This is a genomic window from Verrucomicrobiota bacterium, from assembly GCA_037139415.1.
GTDB lineage: Bacteria > Verrucomicrobiota > Verrucomicrobiia > Limisphaerales > Fontisphaeraceae > JBAXGN01.
This window is the reverse complement of the sequence record JBAXGN010000141.1, coordinates 1-21,843: the sequence shown is the minus strand read 5'-3', so window position 1 is coordinate 21,843 and position 21,843 is coordinate 1. Positions and strand designations below refer to the sequence as shown.

19 protein-coding genes are annotated in these 21,843 nt (G+C 58.3%); 1 reads left to right on the top strand and 18 read right to left on the bottom strand.

Translation table 11 applies throughout. The features are described from left to right. The 17 genes from WCO56_21160 to WCO56_21080 all read right to left on the bottom strand — a co-directional run. Positions 1 to 2,162, bottom strand: a 2,162-nt coding sequence (locus tag WCO56_21160) for an immunoglobulin domain-containing protein (protein ID MEI7732097.1), incomplete at its 3' end; no start/stop codon positions are given. A 220-nt stretch (positions 2,163 to 2,382) separates the two neighbouring features. Further along, positions 2,383 to 3,759, bottom strand: a complete 1,377-nt coding sequence (locus tag WCO56_21155; protein ID MEI7732096.1) for a sigma-54 dependent transcriptional regulator — start codon at positions 3,757 to 3,759, stop codon at positions 2,383 to 2,385. 9 nt (positions 3,760 to 3,768) lie between these two features. Next, positions 3,769 to 5,331 carry an ATP-binding protein gene (locus WCO56_21150; GenBank protein MEI7732095.1) on the bottom strand — a complete coding sequence of 521 codons (1,563 nt, stop codon included), beginning with the start codon at positions 5,329 to 5,331 and terminating at the stop codon, positions 3,769 to 3,771. Positions 5,332 to 5,359: 28 nt separating this feature from the next. Continuing rightward, complete coding sequence (locus tag WCO56_21145; GenBank protein ID MEI7732094.1) at positions 5,360 to 6,619, bottom strand: hypothetical protein; 1,260 nt, start codon at positions 6,617 to 6,619, stop codon at positions 5,360 to 5,362. 31 nt (positions 6,620 to 6,650) lie between these two features. Beyond that, positions 6,651 to 8,018 (bottom strand): secretin N-terminal domain-containing protein, encoded by a 1,368-nt coding sequence (locus WCO56_21140; GenBank protein ID MEI7732093.1) that lies wholly within the window; start codon positions 8,016 to 8,018, stop codon positions 6,651 to 6,653. Further along, on the bottom strand, positions 8,015 to 8,971 hold the full coding sequence (locus WCO56_21135; GenBank protein MEI7732092.1) for a hypothetical protein: 957 nt from the start codon (positions 8,969 to 8,971) through the stop codon (positions 8,015 to 8,017). The genes WCO56_21140 and WCO56_21135 overlap by 4 nt, the downstream gene beginning before the upstream one ends. Beyond that, positions 8,968 to 9,498 carry a type 4a pilus biogenesis protein PilO gene (gene pilO / locus WCO56_21130; protein ID MEI7732091.1) on the bottom strand — a complete coding sequence of 177 codons (531 nt, stop codon included), beginning with the start codon at positions 9,496 to 9,498 and terminating at the stop codon, positions 8,968 to 8,970. Before pilO ends, WCO56_21135 begins: the two co-directional genes overlap by 4 nt. 1 nt (position 9,499) lies before the next feature. Beyond that, on the bottom strand, positions 9,500 to 10,951 hold the full coding sequence (locus WCO56_21125) for a hypothetical protein (protein ID MEI7732090.1): 1,452 nt from the start codon (positions 10,949 to 10,951) through the stop codon (positions 9,500 to 9,502). After that, on the bottom strand, positions 10,944 to 12,260 hold the full coding sequence (locus WCO56_21120; protein ID MEI7732089.1) for a helix-hairpin-helix domain-containing protein: 1,317 nt from the start codon (positions 12,258 to 12,260) through the stop codon (positions 10,944 to 10,946). Before WCO56_21120 ends, WCO56_21125 begins: the two co-directional genes overlap by 8 nt. Beyond that, positions 12,257 to 12,979, bottom strand: coding sequence for a type II secretion system protein GspJ (locus tag WCO56_21115; GenBank protein ID MEI7732088.1), 723 nt, complete (start codon positions 12,977 to 12,979; stop codon positions 12,257 to 12,259). Before WCO56_21115 ends, WCO56_21120 begins: the two co-directional genes overlap by 4 nt. Further along, positions 12,976 to 13,404, bottom strand: a complete 429-nt coding sequence (locus tag WCO56_21110; protein MEI7732087.1) for a type II secretion system protein — start codon at positions 13,402 to 13,404, stop codon at positions 12,976 to 12,978. The genes WCO56_21115 and WCO56_21110 overlap by 4 nt, the downstream gene beginning before the upstream one ends. Further along, a complete protein-coding gene (locus WCO56_21105) occupies positions 13,358 to 13,960 on the bottom strand; it encodes a GspH/FimT family pseudopilin (GenBank protein MEI7732086.1) in 603 nt (200 codons plus the stop codon). The genes WCO56_21110 and WCO56_21105 overlap by 47 nt, the downstream gene beginning before the upstream one ends. Then, positions 13,926 to 14,375, bottom strand: coding sequence for a type II secretion system major pseudopilin GspG (gspG, locus tag WCO56_21100; GenBank protein MEI7732085.1), 450 nt, complete (start codon positions 14,373 to 14,375; stop codon positions 13,926 to 13,928). Before gspG ends, WCO56_21105 begins: the two co-directional genes overlap by 35 nt. A 20-nt stretch (positions 14,376 to 14,395) precedes the next feature. After that, positions 14,396 to 15,646, bottom strand: coding sequence for a type II secretion system F family protein (locus WCO56_21095; GenBank protein MEI7732084.1), 1,251 nt, complete (start codon positions 15,644 to 15,646; stop codon positions 14,396 to 14,398). 9 nt (positions 15,647 to 15,655) lie between these two features. After that, on the bottom strand, positions 15,656 to 17,425 hold the full coding sequence (locus WCO56_21090; protein ID MEI7732083.1) for a GspE/PulE family protein: 1,770 nt from the start codon (positions 17,423 to 17,425) through the stop codon (positions 15,656 to 15,658). A gap of 32 nt (positions 17,426 to 17,457) precedes the next feature. Further along, entirely contained in the window at positions 17,458 to 17,970 is a 513-nt protein-coding gene (locus WCO56_21085; GenBank protein ID MEI7732082.1) for a hypothetical protein, read from the bottom strand. Between the two features lie 514 nt (positions 17,971 to 18,484). Continuing rightward, complete coding sequence (locus WCO56_21080) at positions 18,485 to 19,573, bottom strand: helix-turn-helix domain-containing protein (GenBank protein MEI7732081.1); 1,089 nt, start codon at positions 19,571 to 19,573, stop codon at positions 18,485 to 18,487. Positions 19,574 to 19,628: 55 nt separating this feature from the next. Between WCO56_21080 and WCO56_21075 the strand changes: the two genes are divergently transcribed. Next, complete coding sequence (locus WCO56_21075; GenBank protein ID MEI7732080.1) at positions 19,629 to 21,176, top strand: sugar porter family MFS transporter; 1,548 nt, start codon at positions 19,629 to 19,631, stop codon at positions 21,174 to 21,176. Here WCO56_21075 and WCO56_21070 read toward each other — a convergent pair whose 3' ends face one another. Beyond that, positions 21,177 to 21,569 carry a hypothetical protein gene (locus WCO56_21070; GenBank protein MEI7732079.1) on the bottom strand — a complete coding sequence of 131 codons (393 nt, stop codon included), beginning with the start codon at positions 21,567 to 21,569 and terminating at the stop codon, positions 21,177 to 21,179. Between the last annotated feature and the right edge of the window lie 274 nt (positions 21,570 to 21,843).

Below are 21,843 nucleotides of genomic sequence, written 5' to 3'. Positions count from 1 at the left end.
ATGCCCACCAGCCCATTGCTGGCCTGTAACGAGTTGAACGTCGGGAAGGCCAAGGCGGCCCCTTCCCCCATCGTTACTTGGCGAAAACTCAGCCGGGCCGGATCAAACGCCAGGCTGAAGCTGACCACGTTTTCCGTGCCGCGCGAGACCAGCGTGATAGGCACCACCAGATCCGTGCCCGGCGTCGCCGTCAGGCTGGGCACCGCCACAATGCTGGGCGGCGGGATCACGGTCAGAGTGGCCACCCCGCTGGTCGCCGAGCCACCCAGGTTACTCACCACCGCAAAATAGCCACCGGCATTATTCGAGGTGACATTGAGCAAGGTCAAACCGCTGTTGGTGGCATTGTTTATGGTCTGGCCGCTGAAATACCATTGGTACATCATAGGGGTAGTGCTGGTGGCCGAGGAGGTGAAGGCAACTGTACCACCAACAGTAACAGTCTGGTTGGATGGCCCAGTAGTTATGGTTGGCGAGGTCGGCATGGCGTTGATATTCACGTCTTCCAACGCCCAGTTGTCACCATTATAAGAGGTGGCGGTGGTATATGCATATTGTCGCCAACGGAACAGGGTGTAGCTGCTTTGTGCCGCCGCCGGAATGGGCATCTGGAACTGGGTCCAATTGGAGATGACCAGACTGTGATTGGTGATGGTTGTCCAAGTGCTTCCCTGGTTCACGGAATATTCAAGCAAAGTGTACTCATTGACGTAGTCTGGCCGATCCCAGTAGTACACATAAGTATTGGTCCCGGTGCGCAGGTAGTAACTAATAGTGCCGCCCGACGTGGTATTAAGCGGCCTCGTGGTAACTTGCCGGGTTCCGCTTGTGGCGGTAAAGACCAATGCCTTGGTGCCAGAGACTGAACCTCCATAATTCGTAGCAATGGCTCCACCAACGGAAAACCACTGGTTGGAATCTATAACCGGATCAAAATCATCCACACAAGTGAGAGACGTCGTCTGTACAGTCAGTGTTACAGGGGCACTGGTAGTACTGGCATAGGGGTTCATGACCACACATTGGTAAGCTCCCGATTGTGCCAGGGTTAAATTGGTGAGAGCTAAAACATTGTTAGTGGCACCAGTAAGATTGGAACCATTAAACTGCCACTGGAACGTAAGGGGGCTTGGTCCGGAAGCACTGGCGACGAACGAGGTGCTGGTGGTGATATAAACCACCGCATTCGTGGGAGTCACGTTTACGCTGGGATTGGTTGTCACCGTAAGCATAGCCGGACTGCTGGTCACTGAGCCCACCATATTTGACACCACCAGGGTATAATTACCCACAGTGGAAGGCTGACAGTTGAGCAAGGTTAACGAGGCATTGGTCGCATCCGGGATCAGGTTATTTTCAAAGAACCACTGGTACGTCAAGGGGGCATTTCCAGTCACTTGTGCGACCAAAGCCGTGTTGTCCCCGGGATACACGGTTAGCCCCTGTAATGGGATTAAGAACATAGGCGGTGCCAGGGCTTCATCCAGGCGTTTGATCGTGAGGTTGATTTTTAAAGTTGAACCGTTGTAACTATTATCCAAGCCGCGCCCCACCAGAAAATCCAGCGTTTCGCCTGCCATCAATATCGTTTGGTTGGTATAACCAAAACCATTGGTGAAGGTGGTTGCGGACGCAGGGATATTGACGCCAACCAACTCCACACCACTTCGCACTACGTGAAAGTCAGTATCACCACTCAACGCGCCGACGTACAGGTCGTCCACCCGCACTTGCACCAAATGTGTGCCTTGTGCGTTATTGGGAACGGTGAAACGAACACCACCATAATTGTCATTGTGGAGGGGATGACCAGGCCCGATAATCATCTGTCCAGGTGCCCAGCGTGCCTGCCCGCCCCCCGCCGAGCCATCGAAACTTGATCCGTTGCGCATGATGAAACTTTGGTCGTTGGAATAGCGTGCCCAAACCCAATCCTGGCCACCGGCTTCATTAAAGGTTATCCGGAAAAACGTGTGGTTGGAGAACGCTCCAGTGGTTGTCTCCTTCCACCCATAGGCCCAGACACCATTGGGATTGGCATTGGTGGAATAATCCGCCGAAAGGTCATAGGTGGCCAAAGGTTGCGCATAGATGCACAGACTGCTTACAAAGAAAGCCAGCGCCACACACCTTTGCACGTCGAGGCTAGTAGTTTTTTTCATATACCCGATTAGATTACATTGTTAAACTATATTCCGCTATCTATGCGACTGATATTCTGTAGTCACATTACGCATATATTTGAGTTTGTCAATCGCCTATTCTCACATTTTTGAATCTTTGAATCTGCCAAGTTTTACCTATCCGCCGTCAAGCGGGAATTGGATTGGCCGGCATTTCTATGAGATTCGGTGTTTACACGAGCACCTGATTGCGGCCCGGTCAAACGGGGTCCACGTGGAAGCCAGCCTCGCGCAGTCGTTGCAGTTTGTAGAGCAACGCCCGGCGGCTGATGCCAAGCGCCCGGGCGGTTTCGGTGCGATTGAAGTCGTGGGCACGCAACGCATGGATGATGGCTTCGCGCTCGATGCCTTCCAACCGCTGCGGATCGGCAGCCTCAACCGCCGTTCCCGGCTGGTCCGTCGATTGGCGCAGCCGATTGGGGAGATGGTCCAGCAGGATCAGTTCACCCCGCGACAACAGCGCGGCACGCTCCATGGCATTGCGCAACTCGCGCACATTGCCGGGCCAGCCATAACGCGCAAGGCACTCCACCACCCCGGACGAGAAGCGGGCCTTGCCCTGGGTAAACTCGGCGAGAAACCGACTGGCCAGGGGCAGGATATCCTCGGGCCGCTCGCGCAACGGGGGAATGTTGAGTTCCACCACGTTCAAACGATAATACAAATCCTCGCGGAAGCGCCCGTCTTTGACAGCTTTTTCCAGATTGCTGTTGGTAGCGGCCAAAATGCGGGTGTTGACCTGAATTTCCTGGTTGGAACCGACCCGGTTGAAGCGTCCATTTTGCGTGACGCGCAACAGTTTGGACTGCAGTTGCGCGGACATTTCCGCAATCTCATCCAGCAGAATGGTCCCGCCATCTGCCTGTTCAAAGCGGCCAATCCGTTGGGCGGTCGCTCCGGTAAAGGAGCCTTTTTCATGACCAAACAATTCGCTCTCGAGCAGGGTTTCGGGAATGGCGGCGCAGTTGACCTTGACCAGTGGACCCGCCGCGCGCGGACTCCAGGCGTGAATGACATCCGCCAGCACCTCCTTGCCCACGCCGCTTTCCCCCGTGATCAGCACCCGGCTATCCGAAGCGGCAATGAGCGAGGCGTCGCGAAATAAGGCGATCATTAACGGGCTGCGGGCTACGACCGAATCCGGCAGTTGTTTGTCGTCCCCGAGTTTGATGGGGCCGGAGGCCGCCAAACCGGTGGCCTGCCGCACACAGGCAAGGAGTTCGTCCAGATCAATGGGTTTGGAGAGGTAATTCACCGCTCCATCCCGCATGGCCACGACGGCATCGCGAATGTCGGCATAGGCGGTGACCAAGAGGACTGGCAGAACGGCGTGCTGCTGGCGGGCGTGGCGCAAGGTTTCCAAGCCAGACATGCCCGGCATCCGCACGTCCGAAATCATCATGTTGATTTCCCGGGAACGAAGCAGTTCGAGCGCCGCTTCGCCGGACACGGCCACCACGGTCTCGAACCCCTGGCTCTTCAGAAAGTAATCCAGCAAGCTGCGCTGGCCAGCATCGTCGTCCACGATCAGGATGCGCGGCGTCTGCGGATTATTTTTGGGCGTCTCAAGCGACATGCCCGGAGACTAAACGGAAAGGTGCAAATGGGAAAGCCGGAAAATCGCGCCCTTGGGCTCATTGGGCAGGCAGGCAATTTCCCAGCCATGCGCGAGCACATTCTGCTGCACCACCGCCAACCCCAGACCGGTGCCTTTTTGGTTGGTGGTAAAGTAGGGCTTGAAAATCTCCTGCCGTAATTCAGCGGGAACCCCGGGGCCGTCATCGCGAATATCCAAGGTGGCCTCGGTCGGGGAAACCTTTTGCGCCGTGACCTGAATGGTCCCGCCCGGTTCAACGGCCTGGATGGCGTTAAACAACAGGTTGAACAGGGCCTGGCGCAGCAATTGTTCATCGGCGTCAATGGCGATCTGCTCCTGCCCAGTACGCAACTGAACGTTCTTTTCCGCAAGGTCATGGTGCAACGCCCGCGCCACCTCGCCGACCGCTTGGTTTAGCTGCACCTTGGTGCGGCGCACTTCGCGTGGACGGGAATAGTTAATGAACTCGTTTAATTGCGCAGTCACCCGGTCAGCCTCATCCACGATAGCGCGGGATTGTTTACGGATTTCGGGCGAGGCTTCCCCCTGTTTGGAAATCATCTGCGCCAAGCCCCGCACGATATTAAGCGGGTTGCGGGTCTCATGGGCCAGACCAGCCGCCGCGAGGTTCATTTCCTTCAGGTGCAGGTTTTGTTCACGGGCGCGCACCAGGCGAATCTGGAGGTCTGCGGATTTGGCAAGATTGCGCCAGGCGAGTCCAATGCCAAACACGGAGACGCCAGCGAGGAAGGCGATGATGGTGCGCAACCAGAGGTCCTGGTTGGAAACGGCGCGGATCGGATGCGTGGACATTACAATGACAAATCCATGCACCCCCTGCTTGTTGATTGCGGATTTGTACTCCTCTTCACTCATCCAGAACGGACGGGAGGATCGCTGACGGGAATCCGGTCCGTGCCGGCGATTGCGTCCCATATACGGAGGCTGATTGGTGTTGTTGGCAGAGGTGTTCGTATCGCCCATCGCCGGTCCGCGGTATTCTGGTGGTGGCGGCGGGCGGTTGGTATCGCCAGGAGGCGATCCGCGGTATTCCGGCGGCGGACGATTGGTGTCAAAGGGCCGGTAAAGTTCCTGCCGGGATAAAACGATGGGCGCGCTGGGAGTGCCGGGCGCATTGGTGCCCGTGATGGTACGATCCATGTTGGTGCCCAGGTCCACCAAGTTGATCAAGGTCACGGAGTCTTCATCCCAACGCTCGGTGACCCGAACCGCCCCGCGCGCCGGCAAAGCCACCGGGGCACCTGCTGACACAACGACTTCGCCGCCTATGTTCAGCAGGGCGATGGCGTTCAGTTCCCCGGGGCGCACGAGGCCCTGGAGGGCGGACTCCATGCGCTCCTTGGAAATGACGCCAAAGTGCTGCTGCGAACGCAACACGATGCCCACGGTGCTGGAGATGTCTTTGGCGCGGTTGATCAACGCTTCCCGAGCCGATTTTTGGACGCGAAAATGTTCCGCCGCCAACCAGCTCATCACCAACACCCAAGCCGCCGCCAGGAATCCGTATATGAATACACTGCGACGCGTCATGTTTTTCAGGAGTTAGGGCGGCAAACGCTTACCAGGGTTTTTCCGAGGGGTTGGTTTTGCGTTTACGCGCCGGTTTGCCGTCCTCGGTGGCGGGTTGTTTGACCGGCATCTCATCAAAATATTTATTCATCTCCTCTTCCGTGAATTCCTTGGTGCCCGATGATTTTTGTTTTTCCTCGGCCGTAAGCGCAGCCACCATTTTGGGTGCCTGCACAATGTGCGGGGTGAGGAAAATCATCAGTTCGGTTTTGGTGTCCGTCTTCGTTTTGTGCTTGAAGAGGTTGCCCAGTCCGGGAATGTCGCCCAGCAGGGGAACCTTGGTCTCGGTCATTGTCTTCTGGTTTTGCATCAAACCACCGATGATAACCGTCTGGCCGTCGGGCGTCACCACCACGGTATCCGCCGAACGTTTGTCAATGACCGGCGCAAAGGCGCCGTTTTGGATCTGCACCTTGTCGGTCTGGGAGACCGAGGAAATTTCGGGCGTGACGATCATTTCCACCAGGCCGTCCGACGTGATGAAGGGCGTGACTTTCAACATGATGCCGACATCCTGATAGGTAATGCCGTTGATGGCGTTGCCCAAGGTGTCATAGCGGACGCTGGTGATCAGTGGAACCGTCTGGCCGACCAGGATGGTGGCGGGCTGGTTGTTACGCGCTAGGATGGAGGGGCGGGATAAAACCTTGGCTTTGCCAGCCAAGGCAATGGCGCGAACCGTAGCCTGAAAATCCTTGCCGAGTACCTGATAAAGGCCCGCGTAGGGCGAGGCGGCGGTAAAGGCGGTGAGGGGTTGCCCCATGGCGTTGAACGACAGATTACTGGTGGCGGAACTCAAGCCGCCCAACCCGAAGACATTCGCGCCATTGGCGGTGGTGGTGCCATCAATATTATGGGTATAGCCGCCTTCCACCCCAATGTCCGAACTGTCATTGTGGGTGACCTCAAGAAACACCACTTTGATCAGCACCTGCGGTTTGGGACGATCCAGGTTGGTGATCACCTGCGACACAAACTGGCTCGTATCTTCATCGGTGATCACAATGATCCGGCGGGTCTCGGGGTCGCTGGAAATCATCGCATCGCCAACCATGCTGTTGTTATAATACTGGCGGGTGCTGCCGGAACTGCTGGAACCGCCGGAGCTGCGATTGAGGCCGCCGCCGCCCATACCGCCACCGCCACCGCCCGTACCGCGGAACTGGGCGCTGGCGGGCAGGGTCGCCGCCAGCAGCAACGCCAGCGTCAATTTAATGCCGAACTTGAACTTCGTATAATGAGTTTTCATGATCTGATCTTTATGCTGTGCGGTTGCCCGACTAGAATCCCCCGCCTACTCCCCCGCCGCCGCCCACACCGCGCGAGGTGCCCCCCGTCCCAGTGGTGCTGGTGCCGGTGCTACCGGTCTGGCTCTGGGTGCTGCGCGTCGTCAACGGGCTGTTCTGCGTGGTGTTGTTGCGGCTGTTGCTGGTCCCGTTGCGATCAAACATGTCGCGCAGGATTTGTGATACCTCCTGAACACTCGCGTTTTCCAGCGAGTACACATATACCTTTTGTTTCTTCGCGGGATTCGCGTCCAATTGTTCGATCATACCGGCCACCTGATCAATTAAATCACGCGCGGCACTAACCACGACGGACGACGTGCGTTGATCCGCCACAGCGATTACGCGCGCCCGCTTCTTGTTGCGCTGGCTTTGCGCCGAGGCACCGCCACTGGCCGCGCCACCGGGAGCGCCACCGCCCCGGCCACCGCCCATGCCGCCAAACATGGCCCGAAACCCACCGCCAAACCCGCCGCCAAATTGCACCGGTGCCTGGCTGCCGCCGGACCGGCTGTCATCCGGAAACACGTTGCCCAGCAAATCGGCCATTTCCACCGGATCAGCGTACTTCAATTTGAAGACGCGCACTTGCGTGGAATCCTCGGCGCCACCATCAATGGCTTTGATGATTTCAGCCACCCGGTGAATATTGGCCTGCGTGTCCGTGATCACGATCGCGTTGCCACCCTCGTTGGCGGTCATGGTGGTTTGCGGCGATACCAACGGCGTCAAATCCTTGATCAGTTGCACCGCCTCGACAAACCGGATCGGGATGATCTGGGTGACAATCTCCGCATTCCTCGGAATATCGTTGGGATCACTGCCGCTTTTGACAGGAATATCGCGGGCCTTTGCCTCGTCTTTGCTGACGATGGTCAGCGTTCGCTCATTGCGGATGGCGGCATACCCGTTCTTGTTCAACACCGCGTTGAGCAGGTTAATCGCTTCCTCCTTGCTCACCGGCTGGCTGCTCCAGACATCCACTTTGCCGCGCACATCCGCTTCCAGCACCACGACAAACCCGGCCGCGTCGCTCAGGTAACTCAGCACCATTTCCAATGGCACACCGTGGAAATTCAGGCGCAAGCCATCCGCCGCATTCGTGCCGGGGTAAAACATGACTTCCGTATTAGTGCCTATCGCGGCGGGCAGGGCGGCATTGGTATCCACCGCATTGGTGAGGATCAACGTCAGCGGCGGGGCATCGGCGCCCAGCGAGTTGGTGGCATTCACCGTCAGCGTTGTGGCATTGGTTGGCACCGGCTCCCCGGGTAACGGCACCGGGGTGGGCGGTTCAGCGGCGCGGGTGGATAAACCCGCCACCAGCGTTGTCATTAGGAGAAACGTGTTTGCTGTTTTCATTTTTTTAATTGTTGTTCACGGCGTAGCCTCATCCGTTCAAGTACGGAGAGGGCACTGTCGTTGGAAGCGGCGGCGGGGCCGGAATTGGTGGCGGTGCTGACGGTGGAATCCCCATTGGTAACGGAAGCACTACCGCCCAACAGGCTGGCGGTCGCGCTTGCGCCCGGATTGATGGTCATTGGAGGTTGATAATTGCCAGCCGATTGGGAACGCATGGATAACGTCCACGCACCGCTGTCTTCACGGTTCATTTGCATGCCCACCGTCAGCTTCACCGAATTGCTGCCCGCCGCCAGCTTCACCTGGTTATACCCAATGCCCATAAGTTGAAACCCTCCGATGCTGTCGGCGACCTTCAGGGTCCGCCGATACTCCGGGCTGGTGCCTTCAAAAAATGCGTACTCGCCATTCGCATAACTCATCGTGCCCGCCAAGGCAAAGTAATCGCCCCGGGCGGCTGGACGGTATTCCCTGCGTTCCGTCCGCACCGTGCGCGGGGTGCGGTTGGGGTTGAAAATATTGCGATCCCCAATGATACTAAAGGTACTATAATTTAACAGGCTTTTATAAACCGGCTGCCGCGAAGCGCCGGAACGGGAGTAATAGTCGCTGCGCGATCCGCGGTTGGGTTCCAGGAGCGTCCGGCTGGTCGGCGGAGCGCTTTGGTTGGTGGCTTGCGTCACCATTTGGGTGGAAACCGCAGCTGACGGTTGGTTGGTGACTGCCGGCAGCGGGACGTTGGTCGCCAAATTGGAGGTAACTTGGGACAACGGGACGGTCACATTGGTTACAGTGTCCGGCGCGGCGGGATTCGTCGCGGAGCCGGAGGCAAGCTCAGCCCCGGAGGCAAAAAGCGCGGGAACGAGCAAGCCGGCGATCAGCAAACCCAGGCCTTTGGCGCCGGATTTCGCGCCCTGGCAGCGCGTGTTGAATGGAGAAAGATTCGGCTTCATTGCTCTTGATTTAGCACCAGGCCGCTCAGTTGCAAGCCCAAGGTGATTTGTTGGCCTTCCGTGTCGCGCGCGGTGAGTTCCACATTGTCGAGTTTCAAACCCAGCGGATTGTTCTCCAGGTCAAAGAGAAAGCGGGTGATGGTGCTGAGGCTGCCGACGGCGTCCACCCGGCATTCCAAGGTGGTATAGTCGTCCGCCTCGTGTTTCCACTGGGGGGTGATCGAAGTCAGGCTGAGCCGGCTGTCCAGCGCATAACCATCCAGCGTGCGCAATAGCCGTTGCTCCGCCATCGGGGCTTGAATGGGCAGCGTGTTGGTGCGCATCATCGCCCACCGGCTAAACACCGCTTTTTCCCGTTTGATCAGCGCTTCCCCCTGACTCACCTGTTTGCGCAGGGCTTCAATGCGTTCAGATCGAGCCTTCCACATCTTGGTCAGCGGCGTGAACAGCAGCGAATCCCCAGCGAAAAGGGCTACCGCGCCGATGGCCAACATGACCAGCAAATTTTGGCGATTTTTTATTTTCATTTCAGTCTGATTTGGTTCCCAGCCAATGAAAGTCAAAGGTAAATAGCATGGGAGTTTTGCCCCGAATCTGGTCCACCTTCAGGTCCGACACCATTTTGACCTGATGCAGTTTTTCAATGGTCCGCAGCAACGCCTGATTATCCCGTGCGATGCCCGAGCAGGTAACATGGTTTTGATCGCGTATTTCCAACGTTTTCATGGTAACCACGCCATCCTCCGGAAAGGCCTCACTCAATTGCTTGAGAATGCTGAGCGTGCGCAAGGAATCATCAAACCAGGGACGGTATTGCCGGATCTTTTGCTGCGCGCCATCCAGTTGGCGCACCTTGGGCTCAATTTCCGTCCACCGGGATTGCAGCCGCCATAACTGCCAATACTGTACCAGGACCACTCCCAGTACCAGTAATGCCACCGCGCCGGCAATGCCCGCCGCGCGATGCAGGGAGGTTGACGAATATCGCCCGAGGAACCGCCGCCAGGCGGTGATGCGGGGCGGTAAAAACTCGAGCGCCGCGCCGCGCCCAACCAGGCGCAAAGCCGCCAGACTGAACGCCGCTGAGATCGCCGCCTCCGGCGGAATATTTGTGCCGGGCGCGGTGGGCGCGGAAACCGCGACGCGTTCCACGGTCAGACCGGCGAGGCCAAACCGGCGCTGGAGTTCCGCCGCCAGTTCCTCGGCCAGTTCGCGCGGGCCGAAAATTTTCACCCGGCGAACCGCCTCGCGAATTTCGGCGGGCAACTGCCCAAGGGTGATGCGCACTTCGCGCGCGACCAGTTCAACGTTGATTTCCCGCTGTCCCCCTTCATTTTCGAGGGTGCCTTCCAGCGTGCGCAAGGCGGCCACTCCGCCGCCGCCCGTGACCAGCAAACCCACGTTGGTCTCGCCGATGGTCAAGGCCAGCACGCCGTGGGCGGCATCCGCCGCCACCGGTTGCAGCGCGGTAATGCCCAGCGAAAAACTCACCGGCTGGAGTTTCGCCGCCCGCAACCCTTGATCCAGCGCATTCAGATGGTTTAGCGGCATCCCGATCACGGTGGCGTGCTTTTCACCGGCAGCAGTTTGATACCGTGAAACGCCGAGGAGCAACGTGGTGACATCGCACGGGAACCCGCGCTCCGCCTCCATTTGAATAAAACCGGCGGCATCCGCCTCGGAGAGTTCCGGCAGTTTGGCATGAGCCACCAGCGCCCATTTTAAAGGCAGCCCCACCACGCACGCCCGTTCGCGCACGCCTGCGGAATCGAGCAGATTTTTGATTTCCCGCCCGACCAATTCGGGATCTGCGGTCAGCGGGTCCAGCGAGAGGGTCGCCGAAAACGCCTGGTGCCACTGCACCGTGCCGTTGGTCCGGCGCAAGACGACGCCTTCCAGGCGGCTGCCATCCAGCGTCAACCCCAACAGGCTGGTGGGTGGCTTGGCTTTAAATAAACCGGATTTTGGCAAATTACTCATGCGTTCCCTTTGCTATCAGCCAGGTCTGCCGGGCATCTTTGCCCAGCGCCCAACCAAGATGACTGAGATCCTGGCGATAAATGATCTTGGGCGTACCTTCACTGGTGTCGAAAACAAAGCGGACCCGCCGGTAACCGCGTCCGAAGGGGCCGATGGCGGCAATATCGGCGGTGAACTGATAACTTTGGGTGGTGATGTAGTCCCCGCCCGCCAGTGTTTGCAGGGCGGTGTTGTTATTCTGGCCCAACGCCTCCACCACCCAGGCGATCGTGGCGATTTTGTCCGGGTTGAGCTGCCGATAGGAAACCAGTTGCGCCGCGAGGTCGTCCGTAAGCCCCGGCAGGCACGCCAACACCACCGGGCTGGCCGTGTTGATATTCACGCGCCCCTGCTTGAAGAGGCTCGAAGTCACGGAAATATTGGTGCCGATCTGAGTAAACTCATCAATTTTCAACCCGCTGCTCCGGTAAAACTGCAACGGACTGCGAAAAGTGGTGGTGGCCGGACCGAGCCGGCGGATCACTTCGTTGGCACGGGTGGCACCCAGGCGATCCCGCAACAGCGCGGTTATTTGCGCCCGGTTGTTCACATTGGTACACTTCGTATTCGGCTCGCGGCTGTACACCGTCACATATTCCAGCACGCCGGAATCCACCAGGTTGTTCCGGCTGTCATCATTTTCGCCCGGGTCCAGCACCCCGTTGCGCGTCACATCCTCGCCGACGAGGATATCCATCGTCATGCCATAGACCAGCCGCAGTTCATCCGTGGTCTCGAAGTTGGTGCTTTTGCACTGATACGGCGGATGCAGCATGGCATAGGTTTGGGAACCGTCGCCATTGGTACTGCGCCATTGAACGATGTAGGTCGCCAGATCCGTGGTCATGCGCGGCAACAGGGCAAGCATATTGGTGTTGGCCGTGTTCAAATTCAACTTGGACGCCTCGTCTATCAGGCCAAAAAATGGCTGCGCGGACGGCGTCTGATTATCGTAACTGCGACCGATCAACCAGAAATGCGCGTCGCCCACCGGGACGGCTTCCCGATAGTAAGCGGCATAATCCGGCACGATGCCGTTGGTGCCCAGCGTGGACAGCACATAGCTCACATAACGGGTCGCGCCTTCGATGGCTTGATCCGCTGTCAGGGCGGACACCCGGTTGTCCGAAGCGCGCAACTCGAAACCCATCGCGTTGGCAAAATATAGCGTGAGCGTGACCAGCCCGAGGGCGATCCACAATACAATGACGAGCACCGAGCCGCGATCGGCGCGGCGGGCGGGCTGGGGATATGGCGGCGACGTTCTCATTGCGACACCACCACATTCGTTCCGCGCGTTTGCGACGTACACGGTACGATCAGTTCAATGGCCTGCCGGGCGGATTTGTCGGCATCCGGGGCCGCCGCGAGATACAGGCGCATCCGCACGGCCGTGGGCAGGTTCGTATCGGTCAGCGAGGTATCCCAGGTATCGCGCCAATCGCTGCCCGTGTAACCATAAAATTCCAGCGTCTGAACCTCGCCCAACAACCGCTGCTCGTCTGGCACCTCGTTACCGGTGGAAAGCAAATTGCGGGTGACGCACCGCACCAAATCCTTGCCTTGGGTTTGGGACCGCTCCAACGGTTCCCGGAGTTGATAACTGATTTTTTGGATGTCGCCCCACGGCTCATCGTCGTTCAAGACGCCGGTGGTGGTGCAAAACTCGATCCCCGGACTCTGGGAAAAACCGGAACCGCTGCTGACCATCCCAATGCGAAAGGTACCCGCCAAAATGCCGCCGGGTGGCGTGACCCCCTGCAAATCCCGACGGATCATGGTCACCGCCAAGTTTTCGGAGTGAGAGGTGTCCAAGGCGGCCGTGGTTCGAGTGTGCAACCGTAGCGCGGCGTAGAACACGGTGTTGGCAGCGGCCAGGACGATGCTGAAAATCACGAAGGCCAGCAGCAGCTCAATCAAAGTAAACGCGCGCCCCCGGCGGGGAGAACCACCGGGCCGCTGCATCTGCTTGGTTGGCGACAAAATCATGGTTGCTGGGTTCCCGGGCTGAGCGTGCTCAGGCGCACCGAGTAATCCTGGCTTTGCACCGCATACAATACTTCGACCGTGAGCAGGCGCGGGGCGTATTGCGTCCCATCCTGGCTCCAGGTTTCCGTGCGCAACGTCCAGCGATATTCCCGATCCCGTTCCGTGGTGGTGCCATTCTGGACGGACTTGTTCCAATTGGTGGTGACCAGGTTTTCGGCGAGCACCCGTTCCGCCACGCGCGCGGCCCGGCTTTTCCGGTCAGCCACTTCACCCGCCAGGCTGGCCACCCGCAACCCCTGCATGGCCACCGGAATCACAATCGCCAGGAACAGCAGTGCGGCGAGCACTTCTGCGAGCGTGAACCCGGCGGCGGCGCGCCTAACGGCTGGCGCGGGCCAAGCGGCTGTTTGGGGTTTCAATCTCATAGCTCAAATTATTGCGGGCGATCACCACCTGCAAGGTGTCGCCGGCGCGGTTGACCAGGCGCACGGTTTCCGGACTGGTCTCCGAGATGGTGCCATCCGATTGAAAACGGATGGCCGGCAGATCGCGATGCTTATTGCGGGTCGCCGAGGTCGAGCCCGAAGTCACCGGCCGGCTTTTAAGGACGGCAGCGGCATTCTGCACGACACTGACTTCCAATTCATCATCCAGGTTAAATTCCACCGCCTTGGTGTCCTCCTCCGTATAACCATATTCCTCCTCCAACCCGTACGCGCCACCCTTGGCATCCACCCACAGCAGCATGGGCACGCCTTCATAGACGGCGCGGCTTTGCCCGTATCGGGTTAGTGCCAACAGCCGGCGCGCCTCGGAATCCAGGGTGCGCCCATGGAAGAAGCCGCTCAGCGAAGGCGCGGCCACCGAGATCACTACCACCAGAATGGCCATGACCAGGATCAACTCAACCAACGTGAACGCCCGTGCGAACGGGCGCGCCGTCCGGTTAGCGTTTTTGTTGCCAGTTGGTAACATCATCATCGCCTCCCACGCGCCCATCCGGCCCCATGGACATCAGGTCATAAGAACTGGGGTTGTGCCGCCCGGGGCATTCATAGATATATTCATTGCCCCACGGATCCTTGGGAAGGTCTTTCAAGTACGGCCCGTGCCAGTTCTGCGTGTCGCGCGGCTGCTGCACCAGGTCGAGCAGTCCGTTCTTGCCCTTGGGATAATACCCGTTGTCCACCTCGAACGCGTCCAGCGCGGTGCTGAACGAGCTGATCTGGGTTTGGGCCGCCGTATTGCGCGCCTGCTCAGTGCGCCCGGCAAACTTGGGCACCACAATGGCGGCCAGAATGCCCAGGATGACCAGCACCAGCAGCAGTTCAATCAACGTGAACGCGCGCGCGGTTCGTGTGTGTGTCCGGTTTTTAATGATCGGGTTGCATTTCATAAGTCTGATTTTGTATTTGTTTACTTAATAAATTGTTGCAGGGTGAAGATCGGCAGCACCATGCTGATGAAAATCGTGCCGATGAAGGCCGCAATGAAAAACAGCATCAACGGCTCCGCAAACGCGACCGCCGTCTTGAGTTCGCGGTCCAGGTCTCCCTCGGTGACATTCGCAATGCGGATCAATTCCGTGTCCAGCTTGCCGCTTTCCTCGGCCACGGTGATCATTTCGAGCACCGAGCCGCTGAACAGCCCGCGGCAATCCGCCAGACTGGCGCCCATTTGCCCGCCCTTTTGCACCCGGTCAATGGCCTGCCCCACCGCGTCCACCAGAATCTGGTTGCCGATGGATTTGCGGGCCACGTTCAGCCCCTGCACCAGCGGCACGCCCGCCGCCAGCAGGGTGCCCAGCATCCGGCAAAAACGCGCCATCGCGAATTGCGCCACCAACGGGCCCACGAGGGGCGCCTTTAGCATCAGGCCTTCCCATGTCCGCCGTCCCTTTTCCGAATCAATCCAGTTGCGGAGAAACCATACCAGGATGCCCAACCCGAGCGCGACAAACAGCCCATACGAGCGCACGATTTCGCTGGTCGAGACGACCAGTTGGGTGGCCATGGGCAACGCCCCGCCAAAACCCGCGAACACCGATTGAAAACGGGGAATGAAAAAGGTGAGCAGAAAGATGACCACGCCCAGCGCCAGCACCAGCAGGATGGTCGGGTAGAGCATCGCCGTCGTGATCTTGGACCGCAGCTCTTTTTCCCGCGCCTGGAAATCGGCGATTTGCGCCAGCACCAAGTCGAGGAATCCGCCGGTCTCGCCCGCCTGTACCATCGCCACATAGACGCGCGGAAATACGTCCGGGGATTTGGCCATGGCATCCGCCAGGGACATGCCGTCAATGACCAGGTCATGAATCTGCTTCCACTTCGCGGCAGCGGCGGGCGCCGAGGTCTCCCGGTGCAAAATAACCAGCGCCCGGCTCAGCGGCACACCGGCGGCGAGCAGGCTGGAAAGCAGGCGCGTAAAATTTTCGAGTGCGCGGGCGGTAATTTTATCCGAGCCCTTGCCAGCGAGAAAATTGCTTAACCCGGCGGGCAAAACCAAGCCTTGGTCCGCAGCTCCGGCGGCTTGGTTCTCCGAAAGGTTAATGGGCCTCAATCCCAGCCCCTCAATTTGCCGGAACGCCTCGGGGCGTCCGGCCGCTTCGAGCCGGCCTTCGGCGACGCTGCCGTCCGCCTGGATTGCTTTGTATTGAAAGGTGGGCATGGCGACGGGTTAAGGCGTGAGGGCGGGCTTGAGATTGGCCGCGTGCAACTCGCTGACACTGCCGCTCGCCGTTTCCACTTTGCTGGTGCGCGCGATCTCCTTGACGGTGGTCACGCTGAGCACTTCCTCGACAGTAGTGATGCCTAAGCGCACCAACCGCCAACCGTCATCCGCCAACATGCGCATGCCCGCGCGGCGGGCTGCGTCCCGGATCAGGTCGCTGGACGCGTTTTTCAAGATCAATTGGCGGATTTCATTATCCGAGTCCATCCATTCAAAAATGGCCTGCCGTCCGTAAAATCCGGTCTGACGGCATTCCCGACAACCGACCGAGCGGTAGATGATGGTGTTCGCGGGGATGCCGATCTGCGCCTTGAACGCCTGCGCTGCCGGCGAGTCATCCACCTGCTTGCAGTGCTTGCACAACACGCGGACCAACCGTTGCGCCAACACCGCTTCGAGCGACGATGCCACCAGGTAAGGTTCCACGCCCATGTCCACCAAGCGCGTCAGCGCGCCCGGGGCGTCATTGGTGTGTAACGTGGAGAAGACCAAGTGCCCGGTCAGGGATGCCTGCACGGCAATCTGGGCGGTTTCCTGGTCGCGAATTTCGCCGATCAGAATCACGTCGGGGTCGTGGCGCAAAATCGAGCGCAGCCCGCGTGCGAAAGTCAGGCCGGCTTTTTCCGATACTTGGATCTGGTTGACCCCCTTGAGCTGGTATTCAACGGGATCTTCGATGGTGATGATCTTGCGCACCGAATCGTTGATCTCGTGAAGCGCCGTGTAAAGCGTCGAAGTCTTGCCGCTACCCGTCGGGCCGGTCACCAGGATGATCCCGTGCGGCATTTGCAGCACCCGCCGGAAGCAATCCAGTTCCCGCTGATCCATCCCGAGTTGTTCCATGCCCCGCAAGGTGGCGTTCTGCCGCAACAAGCGCATGACCACCGCCTCACCGTGGAGCATGGGAATCACCGATACGCGAATATCCACCTCGGCGGCGTCAATGCGAATCTTGATGCGCCCGTCCTGCGGCAGGCGTTTCTCGGCAATATTCAGGTGGCTCAGAATTTTAATGCGCGAGACGATAGCCGGCTGAAAGCGTTTGAGTTGCGGCGGCACCGGCACTTCCTGCAACACACCGTCAATACGATAACGGATGCGAAATTCATCCTCGAACGGTTCAAGGTGAATATCCGAAGAACGTAGCTCGATGGCATCCCGCAGCACCTGATTGACGAACCGGATGATCGAGGCATCCTCCGCCGCCCCGTCCAGGTTGGTGTTTTCATCCGGGTTTTCATCCACCACTTGGAACGAGGCTTCCTCGCCCAGGCTGCCAATGGTGTCGGCGCCCACTCCCAGGCGCTTTTTCATCTCCCGTTGGATGGCTTCGCTGGAAGCCAGCACCGGCTTGAGCGTGAGACCGCTCAGGGTTTTCAGCGCGTCCAGCCCCTGCGTGGCGAACAGTCGGCTCGTCGCCACTTCCACCACCCCGTTGGTGCGCGTTAATGGCAGCAATTCCTCTTTTAGCAGGATACGGGCGGGAAAAAGGGAGAGTAGCTGGCGATCCGGCTCCACATCCTCAAGCGTGGTATAAGTCAGCCCATATTCCTTCGCCAGCCAGCGCAACACGTCCTCTTCGGTTTGAACGGCAGGCTTGGCGCCGGTCCCCGGCTGGGCCAGAGTCACGGCATCCAAGGCGGACAGTTGCTGGGTCGCAACCATGCGATCCAGCAACTGTTTCAAAACCGATGCCTGGGTTTGAGGTTCGCTCATAACGACAGCGACCAGTTTTCCAGGGATGCTCTTTAGAGCAGGCCGTACAACGTGGCGATCGCTTCCTGGCGCGGGGTCAACACTTTGCGCAACTCAGCCTGGACTTTTTCCAGTTCGGCTTGCTTCACCTTGCGGGCATCCGAATACTTTTGCAGGGCGTTGGCCAGTTCCGCTGCCGACGCCTTAGCGTCAATTGCCTTTTGCAGGGCATCCCGTTCCGGGTTGGTACTGCGCTGATTGGGGTCAGCCTGCGCCGTGTCGCCGGGGCGCTGCCCGCGCATACCGCGACCGCCGAACGAGGACATCCGCGCCTCGGAAACCTTCAGGACCAACGGTTGAATCGCCTTCCATTCGGCGTCATCCGTAATTTCGAGACGTTCCTTGTAACGTTCGACCATCTGCGCCGGGTCAAAATTACCGCGGCCCTGGCGGCCTTGTCCGGGAGCCCCCCCGCCAGTTGGCGGATTTTGCGCTAAAATGGTGCTGGCGCTCATGTTCAGCATGACTGCCATTCCAGTTGCCAATAAGATACGATTTAATTTCATACGTGTACCAATCTGTTGTTATTGTTGAATTGCCATAACGCGACGGATTGCTATCACGGCAATCCCCCGCACCGCTGTTCAGACGGTACTAGCAGGTCTTGTGCCATGGGTAAAACCATTGATTAGTAGGCCGCCGCTACGATTAGCGAACGATTGGCGAAAAGCCGGGAAATGCATCCGGGCACACAAGCCGACAGCAGTTATTTCGGCAGCATCCACCCTTCATGTGACGCCACCTTGGAATATTTTGCATCGGTTCGCCAATATTTTTGGAATGCTTTTGCAGGGGTGCTTGCGCAAATTTTGCTCAAATCATACTCTCCTGCGCAAATTTTGCGCAGCACGTGGTGACTGTATGAAAACGTATGGGAAGAGACTGATTACGGATCATCCGTGATTTAACCAGCATCCCTTTTTGGCGATTTTTGAGCCTTTTTGCGGCCAATGATGTTTTCTCTCCTGCCAACTTGGCAGTAGGTCATCGCTGGATTACCGTCGCTTTGGGTGCTGGCATCTATGCGCTCGGCAGCAGGGCGCGATATTCTGAAGGCGACTGGCCGGTAATCTTTTTGAACACACGATTGAAGTGGGTAAGTGATTGGAAGCCCACTTCAAAGGCAATTTCACTGATGCGCAGGTTGGGGTTCAAGAGCAGATTCTTGGCCTTCTCGATGCGCACGCGCGAAACATAATCGGTAAAATTCAACCCGGTGATCTTCTTGAACATCTTGCAGAAGTAAAAACTGCTGGTGTTGACCGCGCGGGCAACCATGGCCAAGGAGAGTTCCTCCCCTTGATGTTCCTGGATGAATTGCTTGGCCTTGGTGATGACCGGCGGTTCGGAGTTGGTTTGTTGCACCACAATCTGGTTGCTGACCATCGAGAGGTGTTGCGCAAAAATGGAAAGCAGCTTCACCACGGAATCGTAGTGTTTTGGAGAAATCAGCTTGGTGTTGAAATAGATTGCGCGCAGTTCTTCCCGGTCTATGTGCAGCCCCCATTCCGCGATCAACCGGGCGGTGCGGTCAAACTGTGCCTCGTTGGGCAGCTTGCGGAACACCTGGCCGGTTTGCAGAAAACCAATCAAACGCTCCCCTAAACGCACCGGCACCGCCGTGTCCGTCAACCCAATCGGGCAGATCATCGTATGGGCATCCTTGGCGGCTTCCTCGGACAGTTTCTGTTGGATTTGCAGGCAGACCGCGCACGAACGGCTCTTTTCCGCCACCAAAGAACACAGGGGGTTCTCATTGCGCTTGCCATGCAACGGTAACTGCCAGCTCTCCACCGGGCGGAAACTCACTGGCAGCCCAGTGGTTTCAGTGAACGCGCGCTCATAATCCTGGTAAATTTTGGACTGGGTCAACAACTGCGCCAGGTTGCGATCTTCTTCGGCAAATTGGGCGGGATTGGACGCCGCCTGCACCGACAGCGTCTTGCCCGACAGCGCCGCTGGCGCTGACTCGGTGGCAGCCATGGCAGAACGCAGCCGCTTGCGCTTGCCATGCGAGCGGCGCGTAGCAACTTCCACCACATTTTCTGCCTGCTTGGAAGCACTCGCTGGCACCACGACAGCCAGTGGCTTCACATTTGTTGTTTCCATGGGGACAAAATAGACTAACCTTCAATTGTTCACAAATGAGAAATTTCAACAAAGAATGGTTAGCCTGCCACGGCGGTTTTCCACCCAACCACTGTCTTGGCCACCTCCTGGCCAAATTCTACCAACTGGTTCTGATTTTTTAACGGCTGGACACCAACGATTGAATCTGTTTAATGAAGCCTCAATGATCACCGCAACGAATACGGAAGGCTCGAATCTCAAGGCGGAGTATAACTTGGGGTACATCTGGACCATCTCGGTTGTCGCCGCGCTTGGCGGCCTGCTGTTTGGCTGGGATTGGGTGGTTATCGGCGGCGCGAAGCCGTTTTTCGAACGGTATTTCCATCTCGATAGCGAGCAACTGAAAGGCTGGGCCAACAGTTGCGCCCTGTTGGGCTGCCTGGTGGGCGCGCTGATGACCGGGATGCTCAGCGACAAATTCGGCCGCAAACGCCTGCTGATCTTTTCCGCGTTCCTGTTCGCCATCACCTCGTTGGGCAATGCGTTGGCGCCCACCTTCCTGATCTTCGTGGTCTGGCGTATTCTGGGCGGGGTGGCCATCGGCCTGGCCTCCAACCTTTCGCCCATGTACATCGCGGAAGTGGCCCCGGCCCAAATGCGCGGCCGGCTGGTCGCCATCAACCAGTTGACCATTGTGGTGGGCATTCTGCTGGCGCAATACATCAATTGGGCGCTGGTGCGCAATCTCCCGCCCGGCTCCACCGATGAGTATATTCGTAATTCCTGGTACGGGCAGGTCGGTTGGCGCTGGATGTTTGGGCTGACCGCGGGCCCGTCGCTGTTATTCCTTCTCGGCATGGCCTTTGTGCCAGAAAGCCCGCGCTGGCTGGCCAAGAACGGCAAGTCGGCCGAGGCGCGGGTCACCCTGACCCGGATCGGCGGCGCGGCGTATGCCAATCAGGCGCTGACCGAAATTGAAAGCACGCTTGTCAACGAAGTGCAAAAGGTGAACTTCGGGGAATTGTTCGAGCCGCGCATCGCCCGCGTCATGGTGCTGGGCATTGTGCTGGCCGTGTTTCAACAATGGTGCGGCATCAACGTCATCTTCAACTATGCCGAGGAAATCTTCAAGGCGGCGGGCTATGACATTTCGGATGTGCTGAAGAATATTGCGTGGACCGGATCGGTCAACCTGGTGTTCACCTTTGTCGCGCTGGGCACGGTGGATCGGCGCGGCCGGCGGCCATTGATGCTCATGGGCGCGGCGGGACTGGCCGTCATCTACTTTGCGATGGGTGGCTGCTACACCTGCGGCGTAAAAGGCTGGCCCATGCTGGTGCTGGTGCTGGCGGCCATCGGCTGCTACGCGATGTCGCTTGCCCCGGTCACCTGGGTGATCATCTCCGAGATTTTCCCCAACCGCATTCGCGGCGCGGCGATGTCCGTGGCGGTCATGTCGTTGTGGATCGCCTGTTTCATCCTCACCTATTCCTTCCCGTACTTGAATAAAAACCTTGGACCGGCTGGCACCTTCTGGCTATACGCCGTCATCTGCGTGCTGGGCTTCATTTTCATCTTCTTCAAGTTGCCGGAGACGAAAGGCAAAACCCTGGAGCAAATCGAAAAAGACATGGAACATTGATCACATGAGTTTGAGTTGTTGTTCGATGTAGGCGAGGGTCTCCGGTTTGATCCCGGCGTTGGGATCGGGAAACACGGGCAATGAGCTTGGTGCGGCACCCGGATTGGCAGCCTTGGCCAGGTACTTGGCCCACAACTCGAAGTATTTCAGAAGCATGGCGGGCGAGGGAAACGGTTGGAGGATGAATTCCAAGAGACGGAGCTTGAGGTGATCGAGGAACAGGGTGTTAAAGTCCTGGGGCAAAGGTTTGGCACGCAAAAGATTCAAGGCGGATTCGGCGCGTTCGCGCAAGGTCACCAATTTGGTGATGCTGGATTGCGCGGTGCTGGCGGCGGTTCGGCGGATGGCGCGGATGATGCGGCGGACGTGGCGGCGAATGGTGGAGCGGAGCATCTTTGAAAAAGTATAAAGCCGCGCCAGGGGTTGAGGCTGGCGCGGCCTGGGCATTGTGATGTTTTTGTGATGAACACATTTTTTGTCACAAATTGTGATAAAATTGTGATGAAGTGAATTTTTCAGGGTTTCCAGTCCTGCACTTCAGTTTGGAGTTCTTCGGCGGGGATTTCGGAGATCGGCAGGGTGAAGCCGGGCAGCGCGGTCTCGCGCTGGACCTCGCGCCGGAGGGCGGCGGCGACGTTGAAGAGGCGGCCGGTGGGGAGGGTGCTGA